This is a genomic window from Paraburkholderia sp. HC6.4b (genome assembly GCF_014200875.1).
In the GTDB taxonomy this organism is placed as follows: domain Bacteria; phylum Pseudomonadota; class Gammaproteobacteria; order Burkholderiales; family Burkholderiaceae; genus Paraburkholderia; species Paraburkholderia tuberum.
In genome coordinates this window covers 26,046-43,472 of the sequence record NZ_JACHDC010000008.1, presented here as the reverse complement: position 1 = coordinate 43,472, position 17,427 = coordinate 26,046, and the positions used below count along the sequence as shown (strand labels likewise).

General features: G+C 64.6%; 15 protein-coding genes and 3 pseudogenes. 7 read left to right on the top strand and 11 right to left on the bottom strand.

Features of this window, described 5'->3' with window-relative positions; translation table 11 throughout:
* Positions 1-202 precede the first annotated feature (202 nt).
* The 3 genes from rqpR to HDG34_RS13845 all read right to left on the bottom strand — a co-directional run bounded on the left by rqpR (position 203) and on the right by HDG34_RS13845 (position 2,935).
* Complete coding sequence (rqpR, locus tag HDG34_RS13855) at positions 203-859, bottom strand: response regulator transcription factor RqpR (protein ID WP_184060854.1); 657 nt, start codon at positions 857-859, stop codon at positions 203-205.
* Positions 860-869: 10 nt separating this feature from the next.
* Positions 870-1,757 carry a sensor histidine kinase gene (locus HDG34_RS13850; RefSeq protein WP_184060852.1) on the bottom strand — a complete coding sequence of 296 codons (888 nt, stop codon included), beginning with the start codon at positions 1,755-1,757 and terminating at the stop codon, positions 870-872.
* A 407-nt stretch (positions 1,758-2,164) separates the two neighbouring features.
* On the bottom strand, positions 2,165-2,935 hold the full coding sequence (locus tag HDG34_RS13845; protein ID WP_018419136.1) for a ferredoxin--NADP reductase: 771 nt from the start codon (positions 2,933-2,935) through the stop codon (positions 2,165-2,167).
* 683 nt (positions 2,936-3,618) lie between these two features.
* Between HDG34_RS13845 and HDG34_RS13840 the strand changes: the two are divergent.
* Positions 3,619-3,831, top strand: a pseudogene (locus HDG34_RS13840) (hypothetical protein); the annotation flags it as partial.
* Between the two features lie 186 nt (positions 3,832-4,017).
* On the opposite strand, the pseudogene HDG34_RS13835 reads toward HDG34_RS13840, so the two are convergent.
* The 3 genes and pseudogenes from HDG34_RS13835 to HDG34_RS13825 all read right to left on the bottom strand — a co-directional run.
* Positions 4,018-4,227, bottom strand: a pseudogene (locus HDG34_RS13835) (ABC transporter permease); the annotation flags it as partial.
* A gap of 18 nt (positions 4,228-4,245) precedes the next feature.
* A pseudogene (locus tag HDG34_RS13830) lies at positions 4,246-4,591 on the bottom strand (hypothetical protein); the annotation flags it as partial.
* Positions 4,592-4,776: 185 nt separating this feature from the next.
* Positions 4,777-5,829 carry a LacI family DNA-binding transcriptional regulator gene (locus tag HDG34_RS13825; protein WP_184060850.1) on the bottom strand — a complete coding sequence of 351 codons (1,053 nt, stop codon included), beginning with the start codon at positions 5,827-5,829 and terminating at the stop codon, positions 4,777-4,779.
* Positions 5,830-6,170: 341 nt separating this feature from the next.
* Here HDG34_RS13825 and HDG34_RS13820 point away from each other — a divergent pair, with 341 nt between their 5' ends.
* Positions 6,171-7,175 (top strand): aldose 1-epimerase, encoded by a 1,005-nt coding sequence (locus HDG34_RS13820; protein WP_221309135.1) that lies wholly within the window; start codon positions 6,171-6,173, stop codon positions 7,173-7,175.
* 46 nt (positions 7,176-7,221) lie between these two features.
* On the opposite strand, the gene HDG34_RS13815 is transcribed toward HDG34_RS13820, so the two are convergent.
* Positions 7,222-8,019: an endonuclease/exonuclease/phosphatase family protein gene (locus HDG34_RS13815; protein WP_184060845.1), complete on the bottom strand. Its 798-nt coding sequence runs from the start codon at positions 8,017-8,019 to the stop codon at positions 7,222-7,224.
* 54 nt (positions 8,020-8,073) lie between these two features.
* Entirely contained in the window at positions 8,074-8,634 is a 561-nt protein-coding gene (locus tag HDG34_RS13810; protein WP_090802651.1) for a hypothetical protein, read from the bottom strand.
* Positions 8,635-8,904: 270 nt separating this feature from the next.
* Between HDG34_RS13810 and HDG34_RS13805 the strand changes: the two genes are divergently transcribed.
* From HDG34_RS13805 to HDG34_RS13795, 3 genes are all read left to right on the top strand, one after another.
* Positions 8,905-9,882: an AAA family ATPase gene (locus HDG34_RS13805; RefSeq protein ID WP_184060843.1), complete on the top strand. Its 978-nt coding sequence runs from the start codon at positions 8,905-8,907 to the stop codon at positions 9,880-9,882.
* A 355-nt stretch (positions 9,883-10,237) separates the two neighbouring features.
* Positions 10,238-11,344: an NAD(P)/FAD-dependent oxidoreductase gene (locus HDG34_RS13800; RefSeq protein ID WP_184060841.1), complete on the top strand. Its 1,107-nt coding sequence runs from the start codon at positions 10,238-10,240 to the stop codon at positions 11,342-11,344.
* 132 nt (positions 11,345-11,476) lie between these two features.
* Positions 11,477-11,788, top strand: a complete 312-nt coding sequence (locus HDG34_RS13795) for a high-potential iron-sulfur protein (RefSeq protein ID WP_184060839.1) — start codon at positions 11,477-11,479, stop codon at positions 11,786-11,788.
* 65 nt (positions 11,789-11,853) lie between these two features.
* Here the strand turns inward: HDG34_RS13795 and HDG34_RS13790 are convergent, their stop codons facing one another.
* From HDG34_RS13790 to HDG34_RS38620, 3 genes are all read right to left on the bottom strand, one after another.
* Positions 11,854-13,410, bottom strand: a complete 1,557-nt coding sequence (locus HDG34_RS13790) for an amidase (RefSeq protein ID WP_221309134.1) — start codon at positions 13,408-13,410, stop codon at positions 11,854-11,856.
* A 241-nt stretch (positions 13,411-13,651) separates the two neighbouring features.
* Positions 13,652-14,350, bottom strand: coding sequence for a dienelactone hydrolase family protein (locus HDG34_RS13785; RefSeq protein WP_184060837.1), 699 nt, complete (start codon positions 14,348-14,350; stop codon positions 13,652-13,654).
* Positions 14,351-14,445: 95 nt separating this feature from the next.
* Positions 14,446-14,673: a hypothetical protein gene (locus HDG34_RS38620; RefSeq protein WP_184146058.1), complete on the bottom strand. Its 228-nt coding sequence runs from the start codon at positions 14,671-14,673 to the stop codon at positions 14,446-14,448.
* Between HDG34_RS38620 and HDG34_RS13780 the strand changes: the two genes are divergently transcribed.
* Both HDG34_RS13780 and HDG34_RS13775 read left to right on the top strand, forming a co-directional pair.
* Positions 14,672-15,775: a nitronate monooxygenase family protein gene (locus tag HDG34_RS13780; protein ID WP_184060835.1), complete on the top strand. Its 1,104-nt coding sequence runs from the start codon at positions 14,672-14,674 to the stop codon at positions 15,773-15,775. The genes HDG34_RS38620 and HDG34_RS13780 overlap by 2 nt on opposite strands.
* 451 nt (positions 15,776-16,226) lie before the next feature.
* Positions 16,227-17,372, top strand: coding sequence for a branched-chain amino acid ABC transporter substrate-binding protein (locus tag HDG34_RS13775; RefSeq protein ID WP_184060833.1), 1,146 nt, complete (start codon positions 16,227-16,229; stop codon positions 17,370-17,372).
* The last annotated feature ends 55 nt before the right edge of the window (positions 17,373-17,427 follow it).

Genomic DNA, 17,427 nt, shown 5'->3' with positions numbered 1-17,427 from the left:
CGCTTTCTGGGCCAAGGCGATGGGCGGAAACTCCCGCCAGGAGGTGATTTCGAGGAGGTCTTGCGGTGCCGGAAGCGGGGCGGCGGTGAAGCTATTGACTGAATAGTCAATTGATGAGGATGGAATCTCTCCGTTTGCGCCGGCGCCACGATCGGACGCCTGCGGCGCAACGCCGCAGGCACGGCTGGCGGCGCCTGCTGGGCTAGCCCGCCATCGCGGGATTCAGATCGACGAGGCGGTTGCTCATTACATAGAAGGTCAGCTCGGCGTTGTTGCGCAGCTTCATCTTGTCGAGCAGCCGCGTGCGGTACACGCTGACGGTCTTCACCGACAGCGACAGCGCGGCCGCGATATCGGTGAGACGTTTGCCGGACGCGAGCATGCACAGCGTCTGGTACTCCCGATCGGACAGCTTTTCGTGCGGCAACTGCTCGCCGTCGAACGACACGTAGTCGGCGAGCGCCTCGGCCATCTCAGGGCTCACGTACTTGCGGCCCGCCGCGACCTGCTGGATCGCGCCGATCATCTGCGCGGCATCGACCGTCTTCGAGAGATAGCCGGACGCGCCGGCTTTGAGCGCGCGCACCGCGTACTGGTCTTCGCGGTACATCGAGAACATCAGCACCGCGACGCGCGGCGCCTTGCGCTTCAGACGCTTGAGCACCTCGACGCCATTCATGTCGGGCAGCGAAATGTCGAGCAGCACGGCGTCGAAGCTCTGGTGGACGACCAGGTCGAGCGCTTCGGAGCCGCTTTGCGCCTCGGCGACCTCGCGCGCGACGCCGCGATCGAGCAGCAGATGGCGAACGCCCTGGCGGACCACCGCGTGATCTTCGACGATCAGGATGCGCAGGCTCATGGTCGCGGGCTCACGATTGCAGCGCGCGCCGGGCGGCGCGCGGCGTTGGGGCGGCCGCGAGCAGCGCGTGCCACGCGAAGCGGGCCTGGATCAGGGTGCCGCGCGGGGTGATGGCGCCGTTGCTGCCAGTGCCGCTGTCCTCGCCACGACCGACGCTCGTGCGCCTCGCGCTGATTCGCAGCGTGCCGTCGAATGCGGCGCAGCGCGCCTGCATGCCGGCGAGGCCGAAATGATCGCCGGTTTTTTTCTGGCCACCGCGTTCGCGCGCGCCGCGCGGCAGGCCGATGCCATCGTCGCTGACGAGGAGCCTCAGATGACGCGCACCGGTTTCGACGCGCAGGTCGGCGCAGGTCGCGCGCGCGTGCTTCGCGATGTTGTTCAGCGCTTCCTGCGCGACGCGGAACACGGCGAGCGCGGCATCGGCGGGCAGGCGCGCGAGCCGCGCGTCGACGCTGCAGGTGAAGGTGATGCGCAAGCCGGTGCGCATGGAGAAGTCGCGGGCCCAGCACTGCAGCGCGCCGGCGAGGCCTGTCTCGAACGACGGCGCGTGCAGTTGCGCGATGGCGTCGCGATTTGCCGCTTGCACGGCGTCGAGCGAACGATTCGCGACCGCGAGCGCGGCCGCGCATTGCGGCGGCGCGTCGGCGGGCAGCCAGGTTTCGATGCCGGCGAGCGCGAAGCGCGTCGCAGTCAGCTCGGCGCCGACGCCGTCGTGCAGCTCGCGCGCGACGTGACGGCGCACGCTTTCCTGCGCGTCGACCAATTCGGCCGACAGCTCGCGTACCCGCGCGCGCAGCCGCTCGATCTCGCGCGCGGCGAGCGATGGCATGTCGAAGCCATCACGCTGCGCGGACGAAGCCAGCGCAGCGTTGAACGGGACGGCAGTCGACGTATCCATGAATTTCCCTCTCAGGAGGCGGAGTGGACGGCGAAGCGGGCACGCGCAGACGGAATCAAAGCCCGCGAATGACGAGGTTTCGCGTCGGACGAAACACGATGGCCCAACGTAACGAAATTTACATTCAGTAACAACTCGGATTGACGACAATCGGTGCATGAATTCGTCTGATCTCGCGGCGCGATGATATCTCAAAAAGATTAAAAAAGCAGTCGTACCAAGGCTTAGCGCAGAGTCTTCAGAGATTACATGATGTTTACCGCGGACTCGTGCTGTCAGAGGAATTCTGACAGCGAAGGTGACGCAACGCGCTCCGATTTGTAACGGAGCAACAAAAAAAGGAGCCCGGAGGCTCCTTTTTTTTGGAATTCGCGGCGCGCGGGCCGCGAAGAAGAATGCCGGCCGGCTTAGCCGACGAAGGCCTTTTCGACCACGTAATGGCCCGGCTCGTTGTTGCTGCCTTCCTTGAAGCCCGCGTCTTCGAGCAGCTTGCGCGTGTCGCGCAGCATGTGCGGGCTTCCGCACAGCATGACGCGGTCGTCCTCGAGCGAGAAACCCGGCACGCCGAGGTCGGCGAACAGCTTTTCGGTTTCGATCAGCTCGGTGATGCGGCCGCGGTTCTGGAACGCTTCGCGCGTGACGGTCGGGTAGTACAGCAGCTTTTCCTGTACGAACTCGCCGAGGTGTTCATGCGCCGGCAGGTGCTCGGTGATGTATTCCTTGTACGCGAGTTCGTCGACGAAACGGCAGGTATGCGTGAGGACCACGCGCTCGTAGCGGTCGTAAATGTCCGGATCCTTGATGATCGACATGAACGGCGCGAGGCCCGTGCCGGTGGACAACAGCCACAGCGTCTTGCCCGGCAGCAGGTTGTCGGCCACCAGCGTGCCGACCGGCTTCTTGCCGATCAGCACTTCGTCGCCGACCTTCAGGTGCTGCAGACGCGATGTGAGCGGGCCGTCCTGCACCTTGATGCTGAGGAATTCGAGATGTTCTTCGTAGTTCGCACTGGCGAGGCTGTATGCGCGCAGCAGCGGCTTGCCCTCGACCTGCAGGCCCACCATCGTGAACTGGCCGTTTTCGAAACGGAACGACGGATCGCGCGTGCAGGTGAAGCTGAAAAGCGTATCGGTCCAGTGATGGACGCTCAGGACGGTTTGTGAATTCAGGTTGCTCATGGCTTCTTGGATAGTGCGAAAACAAAGGCGGCCAGTCGTCTGAGCCGGCCGGCACGGCAAGGGCGATGCTGCGCTGACCCGTGGTCGGGACTCCCGCGCAATCCGTCATTTTACCGTGCCTGCCGGGGCGGGGCCGCGGCGCGGCGGTCGAGCGTGGTAAAGCGGGTTGCCAAACCGGGAAGCGGCGGCGCCGGCTTGCTGGCGCCGCGAAGTACGTTGGCGTGAGTGCGGCCGTGCTTCAGCGGGGTACGGCGATTCGGCGAACGCCGCGAAGGGCGGCTGCCATTGGTTGCCCGGCAGGCGCGAAAGCGACGCGCCGCAAGGGCAACATTTTCAGGATGATACCGAAAGGCGGCGTGCGCTGCAGCATTGACCCTGCTGATAAAACTGGCAAATGGGGAGGAGCCCTGCCGGCGCCATCGAGATCGCCCCGCTTTCGACTATCGTTTGCGCGCCGCGATTTTTTGGGGAATACGCCCGACGTTGCCTCGTTTACGCAGGAGGCGAGTCGCGCTAAGCCAGGCAGCGCGGTGGGTGCGCGACTCGTCCTGGCGGCTGCGGCCGCCCATGCGAGTAGGAGGTGTCAAATGGAGGCTTCTCGTGCGATATCTGCATTCGGTTCATACACTGGCTTCGACGGGTTGGTGATACGGGCACGCGCATCGCGCCGCGTGCGTCGCGCGCCCGACCCGAAACGTCCTAGCGAAATCGTCGAGTTCACCGTCGACGGACAATTCGTCGCTCAAATGTCGGTCGACCCTGCGCCGGGCTCCGCGTTTGGCCTCGCGTTCGGCCTCGCACTCGGCCTCGATAGCAAGCGCCACTTGCAGTTCACCGCGGTAGACGACGCCACGAATACGGCGACCGTCTGGACGTTGCGCACCGACAGTCAATAAGGAAACCGGGACGACGATCGGGGACGTCGTGACGCGTCGGGGACGCGTCACGGTCACACGGTTTCGCGGCGAGTCTATCGGTACACAGAGATGGGTCGGGGGCGGCGATTGTGGCGGCAAGCCTCGGCCAAGTAAGGAAATTCTGTCCGATGGAATTGATGACGCCAATTCGCAGGTGCCGCTTGCTCACACCGCCGGCACCCGCTTTGTTCCGCGCTGTTTCAACACGCGCGCCTGCAGCACGATCACGAGTAGCAGGAACACGCCGCGAATCACCGATTGCCAGTACGCGGACAGACTGATGAACCCGAGCCCGTTCTCGAAGTTCAGCAGATTGAACACGAGCCCGAGCAGCAGCACGCCGGCAATCGTCATCGCGACTGAACCCTCGCGCCCGCGGCGACGCTCAGATTCGCGGAACGGCACCAGGTTGATCTCCCGGTAGATCGTGCTGATGCCCGCTTCGCGCGCCTGCTTGGGCGTGCGGAAATCGAGCATCGTCGTGACGAACTGCAGCTTGTCCATCTCGGCCATCGTGCTTTGCACGACCGTCTGGCCGTCGCGCATCACGGTCACGCGATCGCACAGCGCACAGCTCGTCGAGCCGATGCGAGACGAAAATCACCGCGCGGCCGTCGTCGCGCAGCTTGCGCACGACGGTGAACAGCAGTTCGACTTCGCGCTCGTCGCGCGACGACGTCGATTCGTCCATGATCACCATCTTCGCGTCCGACGACACCGCGCGCGCAAGCGCCACCATTTGCCGCGATGTCTTCCTCCAGTAACCGGTGACGGTTTATTTGCTTTTCGTGCTGCTCGGGATTGCCTCTGTCCAGCCGGGGGGCCGACGTTGGTTCGCCGGCGAGCGCGCGATTGGCTATGACCCACCGGTGCGCTGTCTTCCCGACCTGACGTGCCGATTATTCCACTCAAAATTATTATCGGTTAACCACTAATAATATTAATTGTCGCAGCTCTTGCCTCGGTAATTACCCGGACCGAGGTGCGGTCCACCAGCGGTCCGTCGAGCTTGACCGTGCGATGGCGCACCGGCGCGCCGGCTGCGCGGTTGTGCTCTTCCTGCAGCAGCGTTTCGACGGCCCAGCGGCCGAGTTCGTAGTTGGGTAGCACCACCGTCGACAGCGGCGGATGCGTGTGGCGCGCGATTTCCTGGTCGTCGTAGCCGAGCACCGACACGTCCTCGGGCACGCGCAGGCCGAGCTGCTTGAGCGCCTCGATCGCGCCGATCGCGGTCAGGTCGTTGGCGCAGAAGATCGCGGTGGGCGGATTGGCCTCGCGCATCAGCGACAGCGTCAGCTCGAAGCCGAGGCCGGGGCTCCAGTCGCCGTCGCGCACGAGTTCGGCCGCGAAAGGCAGATCGGCGGTCGCGAGCGCGGTGCGGTAGCCCTTCAGGCGGTCTTTCGCGGCGTCCTGCCACGGCTCGCCGTTGATGTAGCCGATGCGCCGGTGGCCGGCCTGCAGCAGGTACTCGGTCGCCAGATGGCCGCCCGCGACCTCGGCTGGCACCACGGACGAGAACGTGCTGTCGCCGGTGTAGCAGTTCAGCAGCACGGTCGGCACCTGCGACAGCGCGCTCGGCGGCGCGACCTTGCGCGTGTAGACGGTCGCGTAGATCACACCGAACACGTGCGGATTGGTGAGGACCGTGTCGAGTACCTGTTTTTCGATGTCGGCGTTGCCGTGCGTCGAGTAGACCGCGAGCATCTTGCCGCTCACGTACGCGGCGTCGCGCGCGCCGTCGATGTTGACGACCGGGTGCGGGCTCGTCGAGATTTCGTCGGCCAGATAGACGATCAGGTTGCGCTCGTCGCCCGATGCCGCTACGGGCGCGCGCAGCGACAGCCGGTAGCCGAGGTCGTGCGCGGCCTTCAGCACCTTGTTGCGGGTCGCATCGGAGAATTTCGCGCCGGCCGCGTTGTTGAGCACGAGCGAGACGGTGGATTGCGACACGCCGGTGAGCTTGGCGATGTCGGTCATGGTGGGACGGCGTTGAGTCGATTTTTTCATCGTGCGGGCCACGCGGAGGCGGCGCTGAAGCGGGGGAATGCCAGCGGCATCATGCTACTGACGGTACCACTAATAATATGCGCGCGGCAACGCGCGCTAACCCGCCATTTGGGAACGGAGCGTACGGTCCGTTACCGGCCCTTTTTGAACGAATTTATTACTAATAATATTGACCAATGGTGCGGTGTCGTGCGATTCTCGCTCGGGGCGGACTGAGGTGGTCCGCCGGCCGCGGGGGTGCGCGGCACGTCAAAGGAGATATGAATGCACGTTGATGCCGCTTTCCACTCGCGGTTTCGCCTCGTCTGACCATGCGCGACGTTTCCCTGAATCCTGCCCGGCCGCGCGAGGCACATGCCGTGACTCGATCGGCGACTCGACGCTCATGGCTCGACGATCCCGTGATCGCCGCGCGCCTCGTCACGTTGTCGGCCGGTGCGTTGCGAGCGGTGCTCGCGCCGGACGTTGGCGGCGCGCTCGCGGCGTTCTACGAAGTCACGCCGGAAGGTCCGTTGCACTGGCTGCGGCCGGCGCTGCCGGAAGCGTTCGAAGCGCGCGATCCGCTGCGCATGGCGAGCTTTCCGCTGTTCCCATACTGCAACCGGATTCGCGATGCGCGCTTCGCGTTCGACGGCGCGACGATCGATCTCGCCGGCAACGACCCGCGTTTCGCCCACGCGCTGCATGGCAACGCGTGGCGGCATCCGTGGCGCGTCGGCGCGCGCAGCGAAAGCGCGGTGGACTTGCACTTCGAGCACGAACCGGATGCGAGCGCGACCGGCGACTGGCCGTTTCGCTATCGCGCGCGGCAGCGTATCGAGTTGCGCGGTGGCGCGCTCCACATCACGATGTCCGCGCGGAATCTCGCCGGCCGGCCGATGCCGTTCGGCATGGGCCATCATCCGTACTATCCGCGCACCGCGTCGACGCGCATCCATGCCGACGTGCAGGCGATGTGGCACGCGGACACCGACGTGCTGCCGACGCATCTCGGCCCGCATCCCGCCGTCGACGCATTGCGCGCGGGCATGTCGCCCGATGCGTTCGATCTCGACAACAACTTTTCGAATTGGTCGCGCGTGGCGACGATCGCGTGGCCCGACGAGCGCCGCAATCTGACGATGCGTGCCGACGCGCCGTTCGATCACCTGGTCGTGTTCGCGCCGGTCAATGATCCGCAGCTATGCGTGGAACCGGTCACGAATACGACCGATTGCTTCAACGCGGTGGGTACACAAGAACACGTCGGTGGCTGCGTATTGCAGCCGGGGGAGGAGATCGAAGCGGCGTTGAGCTGGACGCCGCATCGCGAGTGAGGCGGGACGCGCGTTCCGTTGGCGAAAGCTCAACCAGCAGAAGCGCTCACTCCAGCCGCAACTTCGCCATATACGGCAAATGATCGGACAGCCACGCGGTCTCCTGCGTCGGCTGGATCCATTCGACCGGCTGCATGTCGCGCACGAACATCTTGTCGAGCGACAGCGCCGGCGAGAACGCCGGGAACGTGCGCGCCGGTTCGCCGAGCAGCGTCGCGACTTCCTGCAAGCCATGCTCGCGAAAGAGCGGCACCGAATCGTTGCGCCAATCGTTGAAATCGCCGGCCAGCACGAGCGGACCGTCGGGGGCTTCCTTCGCGATCCAGTGCGCGATCCAGTCCATCTGCCGCAACCGCGCCGGGCGCGTCAGCGCGAGATGCGCACAGAGCAACGTGACGAGTCGTCCGCCGAAGGTCGCACGCGCGACCAGCAGGCCGCGCTTTTCGAAGCGGTGCGCGGAGATGTCCCAGCGGCCGCCGAGATCGAGCGGATGCGGCGACAGGATCGCATTGCCGTGCCGCCATGACGGCTTGAACACGTTCGGGCCGAGCGCGACTTCGAGTTCGAGCGCGCGCGCGATTTCGGTTGCCTGACAGTGCCATACATCGGTCAGTGGATCGCCCATCGGCGTGCCGAAACTGCTCGCCAATACCGGCGACGGCATACGCCGCGCCATCGCTTCCTGCAGGAAGTACGCGTCCGCGTGGGTCGATTGAACCCAGCGCTGCATCGCCTGCCAGGCCTGAAAACCGAGCGGTGTGCGGCCCTTGTGCAGGTTCCAGCTCACCGCGACGAAATCGTTCGGCGCGAGGCTCTCGCGGATCAGTTCTTCTGGGTTTCGCATGCCGCGTTATCCACGTGTTCTGTTTGAGCGCGTCGGTAAGGCGCGCGGTTCCTGTCAGTTCGGATTGCTGCTGCCGGTCGCGGCGCCATTGCCGCTCATGCCGCCGTTCGTGCCGTTGCCGTTCGCGCCGTTGCTCACGACGTTCGCATGCACGCGGTACACGAGGTTCGGATTGTGATCGACGATCGTCCAGCTCGCCCATTGATCCGGCGGCACCACGAGACCCGGGTGGCTCGCGCTCACCTGGCGCGGCTGCGGCGGCAGCTTGCAGCCGATGTCGGTGCGCCGCGCATTGTCGTCCTCGAGCGTTTCCTGCGTGTCGATCGAAAACATCACGCCCTCGGGATCGACGCGCAGCGGCGACACCGTGATCGTGCGTGACAGATCGATGCTGCCGGCCGGCTGGTCCTTGCAGCCGACCTCGTGTTGCACGACCTGGTGATGCGTATCCGTGCGCGCCTGGCCGACGGTCGTGGTGCCGTCGAACGAATCGATCTGCTGGCCATCTTTCACCACCTGCAGCTGCCATTGCACGACCTGCTGCGCTGGCTGTTGTTGCGCGTGGGCGAGCAACGAAGCGCCAAGCAGCATGGCCACGATACTGGTTTTCCACATAAAAAGGATCTCCGCTTACGCGTCGCTTGCGTGGGTGCCTCGTCGCAATTAGAGAGCCATCTTACCCCCGATGGCCGCAACGATTTCTGACACGGTCGACGAGGGCCGGTTCAGCAACACTCCATTCCAGATGAGGATGGGATGCCCGCGATCGTTAGCAGCAGAGCCACATGACTGCTGGCTTGCACGCGTTTGTGTCCTCGCTACACTGGACTCGAACCGGCGCTCACAAGGCGCCGCCGCTGCAGAATCAGCCAGACGGGGTGAGCGATGACGACAGCAATGGTCAAACAGGAAATCGCCGTGGCCTCGTTCAGCCGGGTGTATGACCTCGACGAGGTCGAAAGCGCGCTGAACGGTCTCGGCGAGGGCGCGAACGAGGCGCTGCGCGCGACCTACGAAAAGATGCTGAAAACCGGCAATCTGCGATTCTGCGTGAAGCCGAACCGGATGCCGTCGATCGACGATCTGATCGGCGCGCTGCCCAATTTTTCCGCACCGCTCGACGACATCCGCAAGCAGGTCGCGCTGTGCCTCGAAACCGAGGACCGGCTCGAACTGATGCCGATCCTGTTGCTCGGCGAGCCCGGCATCGGCAAGACGCATTTCGCGAAGCAGCTCGCGCGCCTGCTCGGCACCGCGTACCAATACGTCGCGATGAGTTCGCTGACGGCGGGCTGGATTCTGTCGGGCGCCTCGTCGCAATGGAAGAACGCGAAGCCGGGCAAGGTGTTCGATGCACTCGTGAACGGCAGCTACGCGAACCCGGTGATCGCCGTCGACGAAATCGACAAGGCGAGCGGCGATTCGCAATACGATCCGCTCGGCGCGTTGTACGCGCTACTCGAACACGACACCGCCCAGAGCTTCATCGACGAGTTCGCCGAGATACCGATCAACGCGGGCAACGTGATCTGGATCGCGACCGCCAACGACGAACGCGCGATCCCCGAGCCGATCCTGAACCGCATGAACGTCTACGAGATCTCGCCGCCGGACCACGCCGGCGCGCGACGCATCGCGCAGTCGATCTACGACGAGATCCGCGGCGCGCACAACTGGGGCCTGCGCTTTCCGGGGACGCTTGGCGAAGCGACGCTCGATGCGCTCAAGCGGGCGTCGCCGCGCGAGATGCGCCGCGCGATCCTGAACGGCTTCGGCGCGGCGCGCATCGCAGGACGCGACCAGATCGAGCCCGCCGATATCCGCCTCGATTACGGAAACCGGCGAAAACCGATCGGTTTTTGAGGTTTTCGGTCGGTTTTTTGCACCCAAACCCCGCTTCTCTGGAATTTGGGGAGCTGTCTCGGCAAATTTGGACAGCCTGCGTGGTGAATGCCGCGGCAATTATTGCTATTTTCGATGTGGAGCGCAGAATCGAGCCAGCTTGCGCCGCCATCGCCTGGTCGGCGCGCACGAACGTTTGTCACTTCTGTCTGTACCGAGTCGTACAATTTTCCGTGGCGGTGATAAAAAGACATAAGCAGACCAGCGGACAGATGCGTTCGACAACAAACGGAACGCGGCGGCGAGGTGCCGTACTTGTCTTCCTTCCATCGGCTGAACGAGGCAGCGCGCGGCCCAATGCGCCGCGTCAACGGATATGGATCAGATCGAATGTGTAGTGATCGGCGCCGGCGTGATCGGCCTCGCGACGGCGCGCGCGCTGGCGGCGCGCGGGCGCGAGGTGATCGTGCTGGAGGCCGCCGACGCCATCGGCGTGGGCACGAGTTCACGCAACAGCGAAGTGATTCACGCGGGCATCTACTATCCGCGCGGATCGCTGAAGGCCACGCTGTGCGTGCGCGGCCGCGAAATGCTGTATGACTATTGCGCCGAGCGCAACGTGCCGCATTCGCGCTGCGGCAAGCTGCTCGTCGCCACGTCGCGCAACCAGATTCCGCAGCTCGAAAGCATCATGGCCAAAGGGCGCGACAACGGCGTGCTCGACCTGCTGCGCATCACCGGCGATCAGGCGCAGGCGCTCGAACCGGCGCTCGAATGCGTGGAGGCGGTGTTTTCGCCGCAAACGGGGATCGTCGATAGTCATCAGTACATGCTCGCGCTGCAAGGCGATGCCGAGCGCGACGGCGCCGTGTACGCGTTCCATGCGCCGGTCGAGGCGATCGAGGCTCACAACGGCCGTTTCACCATCGCGGTCGGCGGTGCGGCGCCCACCACGATCAGCGCTGCCTGCGTGATCAACAGCGCGGGTCTGCATGCGAACGCACTCGCGCGCAAGATTCGCGGACTCGACTCGCGCCACGTGCCGCCGCTCTACCTGGCGCGCGGCAATTACTTCAGCATCTCGGGGCGCGCGCCGTTCAGCCGCCTGATCTATCCGATGCCGAACGAAGCCGGCCTCGGCGTGCATCTGACGCTCGACCTGGGCGGCCAGGTGCGCTTCGGCCCCGACGTCGAATGGGTCGATGCGATCAATTACGACGTCGATCCGCGTCGCGCGGAGTCGTTTTATGCGGCGATTCGCGCGTACTGGCCGGCCTTGCCCGATGGCGCGTTGCAGCCGGCGTACGCCGGTATTCGTCCGAAGTTGTCCGGCCCGGGCGAGCCCGCCGCGGACTTCATGATCCAGGGGCCGGCCGCGCATGGCGTGCGCGGGCTCGTCAATCTGTTCGGCATCGAGTCGCCGGGGTTGACGGCATCGCTTGCGATTGCGCAGCGGGTCTGCGAGCTGAGCGGGCGGCCTTGAGGCTGCGTTTGGACCGTACCGATCCGCTTATCTTTAGCATTTGGAATATCACGGGCGACGGCTACGTTGCTATGCTTGGCGAACGCTGTCATCAGAACGGCGTTGATTCCCATATAAATGGAGTGAGTCCCCATGAGTTCTTCCCGTCGTACGTTTTTGATCGCCAGCATCGGTGTGGCATCGACGTTCGCGCTGTCGCGCCAGGCGTTCGCCGACGCGCCGAAAGTCTCCGAAACCGATCCGACCGCGCAGGCGCTTGGCTACAAGGCGGACGCGAGCAAGGTCGACAAGGCGAAATTCGCCAAATACACGCCTGGCGAGCAATGCAGCAACTGCAGCTTCTTCCAGGGCAAGGCGGGCGATGCCTACGGCCTCTGCCCGATGTTCGCGGGCAAGCAGGTCGCGGCCACGGGATGGTGCAGCGCCTATAACAAGAAGGCCTGATCAAGCCTGCGCGGCGCAAGCCGGGCCGGTTTTTCAAAGCTTCATTGCAGCGGGCCGCTGGACTATTAGCGGCGCGCATTCATCAATGGTGGCCGCCTGTCGAACCACGGCCGTGCCGCCTCGAGTTGCGCGGCGAGTCTGAACAGAGTCGCCTCGCCGCCGGTACGCGCCGCGAACTGCACGCCGATCGGCAGCCCGCGCGCATTCCAGTACAAAGGCACCGACATCGCCGGCTGGCCGCTCAGGTTGAACAGCTCCGTGCATCCGGCCCACGCGAACGCCTTGTTCGACGCTTCGAACAGCAGTTTCTTCATCAATCGTTCTAGCGGTATCGTAGTGACCGCGCGCATCTGCATGCGCTCGACCGAGCTTGGTCGCATCTCGCCGATCTTGATCGGCGCGGACGCGAGCGTCGCGCACAACAGCACGTCGTAGCGGTTCAGCAGGTCGGTCAGACGCGCAGTGATGCGGCGCTGTTCGTCGAGCGCGGCCGGCAAGCCCTGCTCGCCGAGCTTGCGGCCGACGTGCGCCATCGCCCATGTCGAAATCTCGAACTCGCCGCGCGTTGGCTTGTGGCCGGTGATGCGCTCCGCGTTCAGCACGAGGTCCTCGGCGGTCACCGACCACAGTGTCAGGAACGCATGACGGACCGCCGCGAAATCGACGCCGAGCGACACCGGCTCCAGACGATGGCCGAGTGAGCTCGCGAGTTGCGCGGCGTCGTCGAGCGCGGCGCGCGCATCGGCCGATAACGACGGCGCGAGCATCGGCTCGGTCACGTAGGCGATCGTCAGCGGTTTGCACGGCTCGCGCGTCGCGCCGAGAAAGGTGCCGGGCGCGCCGCTCGGCCGCTCGGCGTTGCCGGCCAGCAGATCGAGCAGCAACGCGCTGTCGCGCACGCTGCGCGACACGGCGTGATCGATGCCGAGTTCGCCGGCGCTGGCCTGCGCCGCGCGCGGCACGCGACCGCGCGAGGGTTTCAGGCCGAACAGTCCGCAGCACGACGCCGGAATCCGGATCGAGCCGCCGCCGTCCGACGCATGCGCGAGCGGTACGATGCCGGCAGCGACCGCCGCCGCCGCGCCGCCGCTCGAACCGCCCGGCGTGTGATCGATATTCCACGGATTACGGCACGCGCCAAATAGTTCGGGCTCCGTATAAGGCATCTGGCCGAGCTCGGACGTGCTGGTCTTCGCGAAGATATTCAAACCCGCCGCTTTCGCGAGCGCGACGACCGGCGCATCCTGAGTCGGAATGAAGTGCCGGTAGTGTCGGCTGCCCATTGCCATGGGCAGTCCCGCGACGGGCGCGCCGAGATCCTTGATCAGGAACGGCACGCCGGCGAGCGCGGCGTGGGCGGCGGAGTTGTCCGTTCCGTTCGCGCCGTCGACGGTATTCGCGCGATTCGCGTCTTCGCGCGACGCACGTTGGCGGGCCGCATCGTAGTCCTTCAGAACGACCGCGTTGATCGCGGGATTGACGGCCTCGGTGCGCGAGATCGCGACGTCGATCAATTCGCGCGCGCTGACCTGGCGCGTGCGCACGAGTTCGGCGAGGCCGATGGCGTCATGAGCGAGATAGTCTGATTGCACGTCGGTTGAGCCCTCGCGGTCGGTTGGCATGCTGCGTCGAATTCGTGGCCGGCCATGCACGCGCGACTGAGGCGTTTCGCTCGGCATCGCGTTGCCCCGCTCGGGCGTCGCACATGTGAAAAGACGGCGTGTCGGCCGACACGCCGTCTTGCACAGAGTACCCGAGTTGAGCGCCGACGTGACTCGTGTGAATCCGAGTGCGCACTTCAAATGCGCGAGCGTGCGATCACATGCGCAACGCGGCGGGGCCGGCGAATACCGGAACCGCGGATTACATCCGCTCGCCGAGGAACGTCAGCGTGCGGCCATGCGCCAATGCCGACGCGTGCTGGTTGTACGATGCACGCTCCGAGCAGTTGAAACCGTGGTCGGCGTTCGGGTAGATGTTGAATTGCACGTCGCCGCGACCCGCGAAGCGCTCCTGAATCTGGCCGATGTCCGACGGCAGAATATGCGTGTCGAGCTCGCCGTAGTGGAACTGCATCGGCACCTTGATGTTCGCGGCTTTGTCGAGATGGTTATGGATGCCGCCGCCGTAGTAGGCGACAGCGGCGTCGACCGAACCGGCCGCCGCGGCCAGATAGGCGAGACGGCCGCCGAAGCAGTAGCCGATCGCCGCGATCTTGCCGGTCACTTCCGGCAGCGCGCGCAAGGCGGCCGCAGCGGCGCCGAGATCGGCGACCGCGTCGTCGACCTTGGTTTTCTGCATCAGCTCGATGCCCTTTTCGCGATCCTTGCCGTCATACGTCAATTCGACGCGCGGCTGCACGCGCCAGAACACGTCCGGGGCGAGCGCGACATAGCCGTCCTGCGCGTACTGATCCGCGACCGAGCGGATATGGCCGTTCACGCCGAAGATTTCCTGAATGATGATGACGGCCGGTCCCTTGCCGCCCTTCGGCAGCGCGAGGTAGCCGCCGAAACTGTCGTTGCCGGCGGGGATGTCGATCCATCGGGAAGTCGTGCTCATGCTGTTCTCCATTGACTCGCGCGACCGCCGCGCGAGGTCGGTGTGTACGAAACGCTCAAGGCCACGAGGCCCTGCAACGGGCGGTTAGTTTGCCATCAAAAGAATCGCCTTGCAGGGAGGCGGGACGGGGCCTCGCGGGTGATGCGGCGTGCTTCGATTCTCGTCAGGCGATTGAAACGATCTCGATAATTCATTTCTCCGCGATGGCGCGTGTCGGTAAAGTCAGCGCGTGATGGCTCGCGCGTGTCAGCGCATCTCGCGAACATGTTGGCGAGCGCATGAATCAGCACATCGACGGCTTTGCGCCGGAAGGAAACGAACATGAATGAAGGCAGTTTCGTGACGCCGTTCGCCGAGCACTTCCAGATGCGGATACCCGTCGTGCAGGCGCCGATGGCCGGCGGCGCGACGACGCCGGCGCTCGTCGCGGCGGTATCCAATGCGGGCGGACTTGGTTTTCTCGCGGGGGCGGCGCTCGCACCCGAGAAGATCGCGAGCGAGGTCGCGGCGATTCGCGCGCTGACCGATCGCCCGTTCGGCGTGAATCTGTTCGTGCTCGATCCGGTCTCGCCCGATGAAGCCACCGTGCGCCGCGCTCTCGACGCAATCGATCCGCTGCGAGCCGATCTCGGCTTGCCGCCGGGACAGCCGCTCGCACGCTATGCGCCTGACTTTCGCGCGCAACTGGAAACGCTGATCGAATTGCGGGTGCCGGTCGCCGGCTTTACGTTCGGACTGCTAGCAGCGGACGACGTCGAGCGTTTGCACGCGAGCGGCAGCTATGTAGTTGGGACTGCGACGCATGTTGCCGAAGGCATCGCGTGGCGCGATGCGGGCGCCGATGCCGTCGCCGCGCAAGGCGCGGAGGCGGGCGCGCATCGCGGCACGTTCATCGGCGCATTCGAAGATGCGCTGGTCGGCACGATGGCGCTCGTGCCGCAAATGGTCGACGCGACCGGGCTGCCGGTGCTCGCGGCCGGCGGCATCATGGACGGTCGCGGCATCGTCGCGGCACTCGCGCTCGGAGCGCAAGCCGCGGTGATGGGCACCGCGTTTCTGACCACCCGCGAGAGCGCGATCCCCGAGGTATGGAAAACCCGCGTGCGCGGCATGTCAGATACCTCGACCACCGTGACGCGCGCGATCACGGGTCGCCACGCGCGCGGTATCCGCAATCCGTTGATACAACGTTTGCGCGACTCGGCGGACAGCATCGCGCCATATCCGGTGCAAAACGCGTTGACGCAGGAGCTGCGGCAAAACGCGGCGCGTGCGCAGAACGGCGATTACCTGTCGTTGTGGGCGGGGCAGGGTGCGCCGCTTGGCCACACGCGCGCCGAAGCAATCGGCGCGATCGAACTGATGGCGCAGCTCGAGCAGGAATGGCAGGCGGCCTCCGTGCGAATCGCCGCGTTCTTGCGTTGATTGCATGGCCGATTTAAGGCTGATTCAAGTTTTTTACCGCACTCACTATCCTGTGCGGCACGCCACATTTTTGAGTTGAAAAACCCTTCGAATCATATGTGACAGAAGCCGGAAAATGGCTAAATCCGCGCCCGCGGAGAAACTTCCTAATTAGCGGAAACCCGCATGGGCTGGGGCTTTCCGGTCCGCTCGCCCAAGCCACGAGCGGTTCGCCCGGGAACTGCGCTATTAGTGTTGTTCCCACTTTCTCAAAAAATTCCCGCAAATTAATTTGATGGCCTACACTTGCGCGCAAGTACGGTTTGCCAACTGTCACAAACAGTCCGGTAAACGTACTGGCCAAGTGCATGAACGATGCAACCGGCGTGGTCGTCCACGGGACTGAGCGACACGAGTAGGGGAAGCGGGGCACAGGGCGATTACGTTGTTTTGACCGAAACTGGAGACTTACATGAACATCAAGATTCAAAAGCTGTTGCCGATCAGCGCTGCGGCGGTGCTGTTCGCGACGTTGGCAACATCGGCCGCGGCCGACACGGTCGTGAAGATCGGTCACGTCGCGCCGTTGACTGGCGGTATCGCTCACCTGGGTAAAGACAACGAAAACGGCGCGCGCCTCGCCATTGAGGAAATCAACGTGAAGGGTCTGACGATCGGCGGCCAGAAGATCACGCTGCAACTCGACGCGCAGGACGACGCGGCCGACCCCCGCACGGCCACGCAGGTTGCGCAGAAGCTCGTCGACGACAAGGTCGTCGCCGTGGTCGGCCACCTGAACTCGGGCACCTCGATCCCGGCATCGAAGATCTATAGCGATGCGGGCATCGTGCAGATCTCGCCGTCGGCAACGAACCCGGCCTACACGCAGCAAGGCTTCAAGACGACCTACCGCGTCGTCGCGACCGACGCGCAGCAAGGCCCGGCTCTCGCGAACTACGCGGCGAAGGGCATGAAGGTGAAGAGCGTCGCGATCGTCGACGACTCGACCGCTTACGGCCAGGGTCTCGCGAACGAATTCGAGAAGACGGCGAAGTCGCTCGGTATGAACGTCGTGTCGCACGACGCGACGAACGACAAGGCCGTCGACTTCCGCGCGATTCTGACGAAGATCAAGGGTGAAAATCCCGACGCGATCATGTACGGCGGCATGGACGCGACCGGCGGCCCGTTCGCCAAGCAGGCGAAGCAGCTCGGCCTGCGCGCGAAGGTGCTGGCAGGTGACGGCGTGTGTACCGACAAGCTGTCGGACCTGGCCGGCGACGCAACCGACAACATCGTCTGCTCGGAAGCCGGCATGGCGCTCGAAAAGATGGCGGGCGGCAAGGCGTTCGAAACGAAGTACGAGAAGCGCTTCGGCCAGCCGATCCAGATTTACGCGCCGTTCACGTATGACGCGGTGTACATCATCGTCGACGCGATGAAGCGCGCTAACTCGACCGATCCGGCGAAGATCCTGGCAGCGATGCCGACGACCGACTACAAGGGCGTGATCGGCGAAACGACGTTCGACTCGAAGGGCGACCTGCAGCACGGCGTGATCTCGCTGTACAACTACAAGCAAGGCAAGAAGACGCTGCTCGACGTCGTGAAGATGTAAATTCGGTGTGGTCGAAGGCGGCGTCGGGCCGCACTTCGATTTGCCGCTAAAGAGG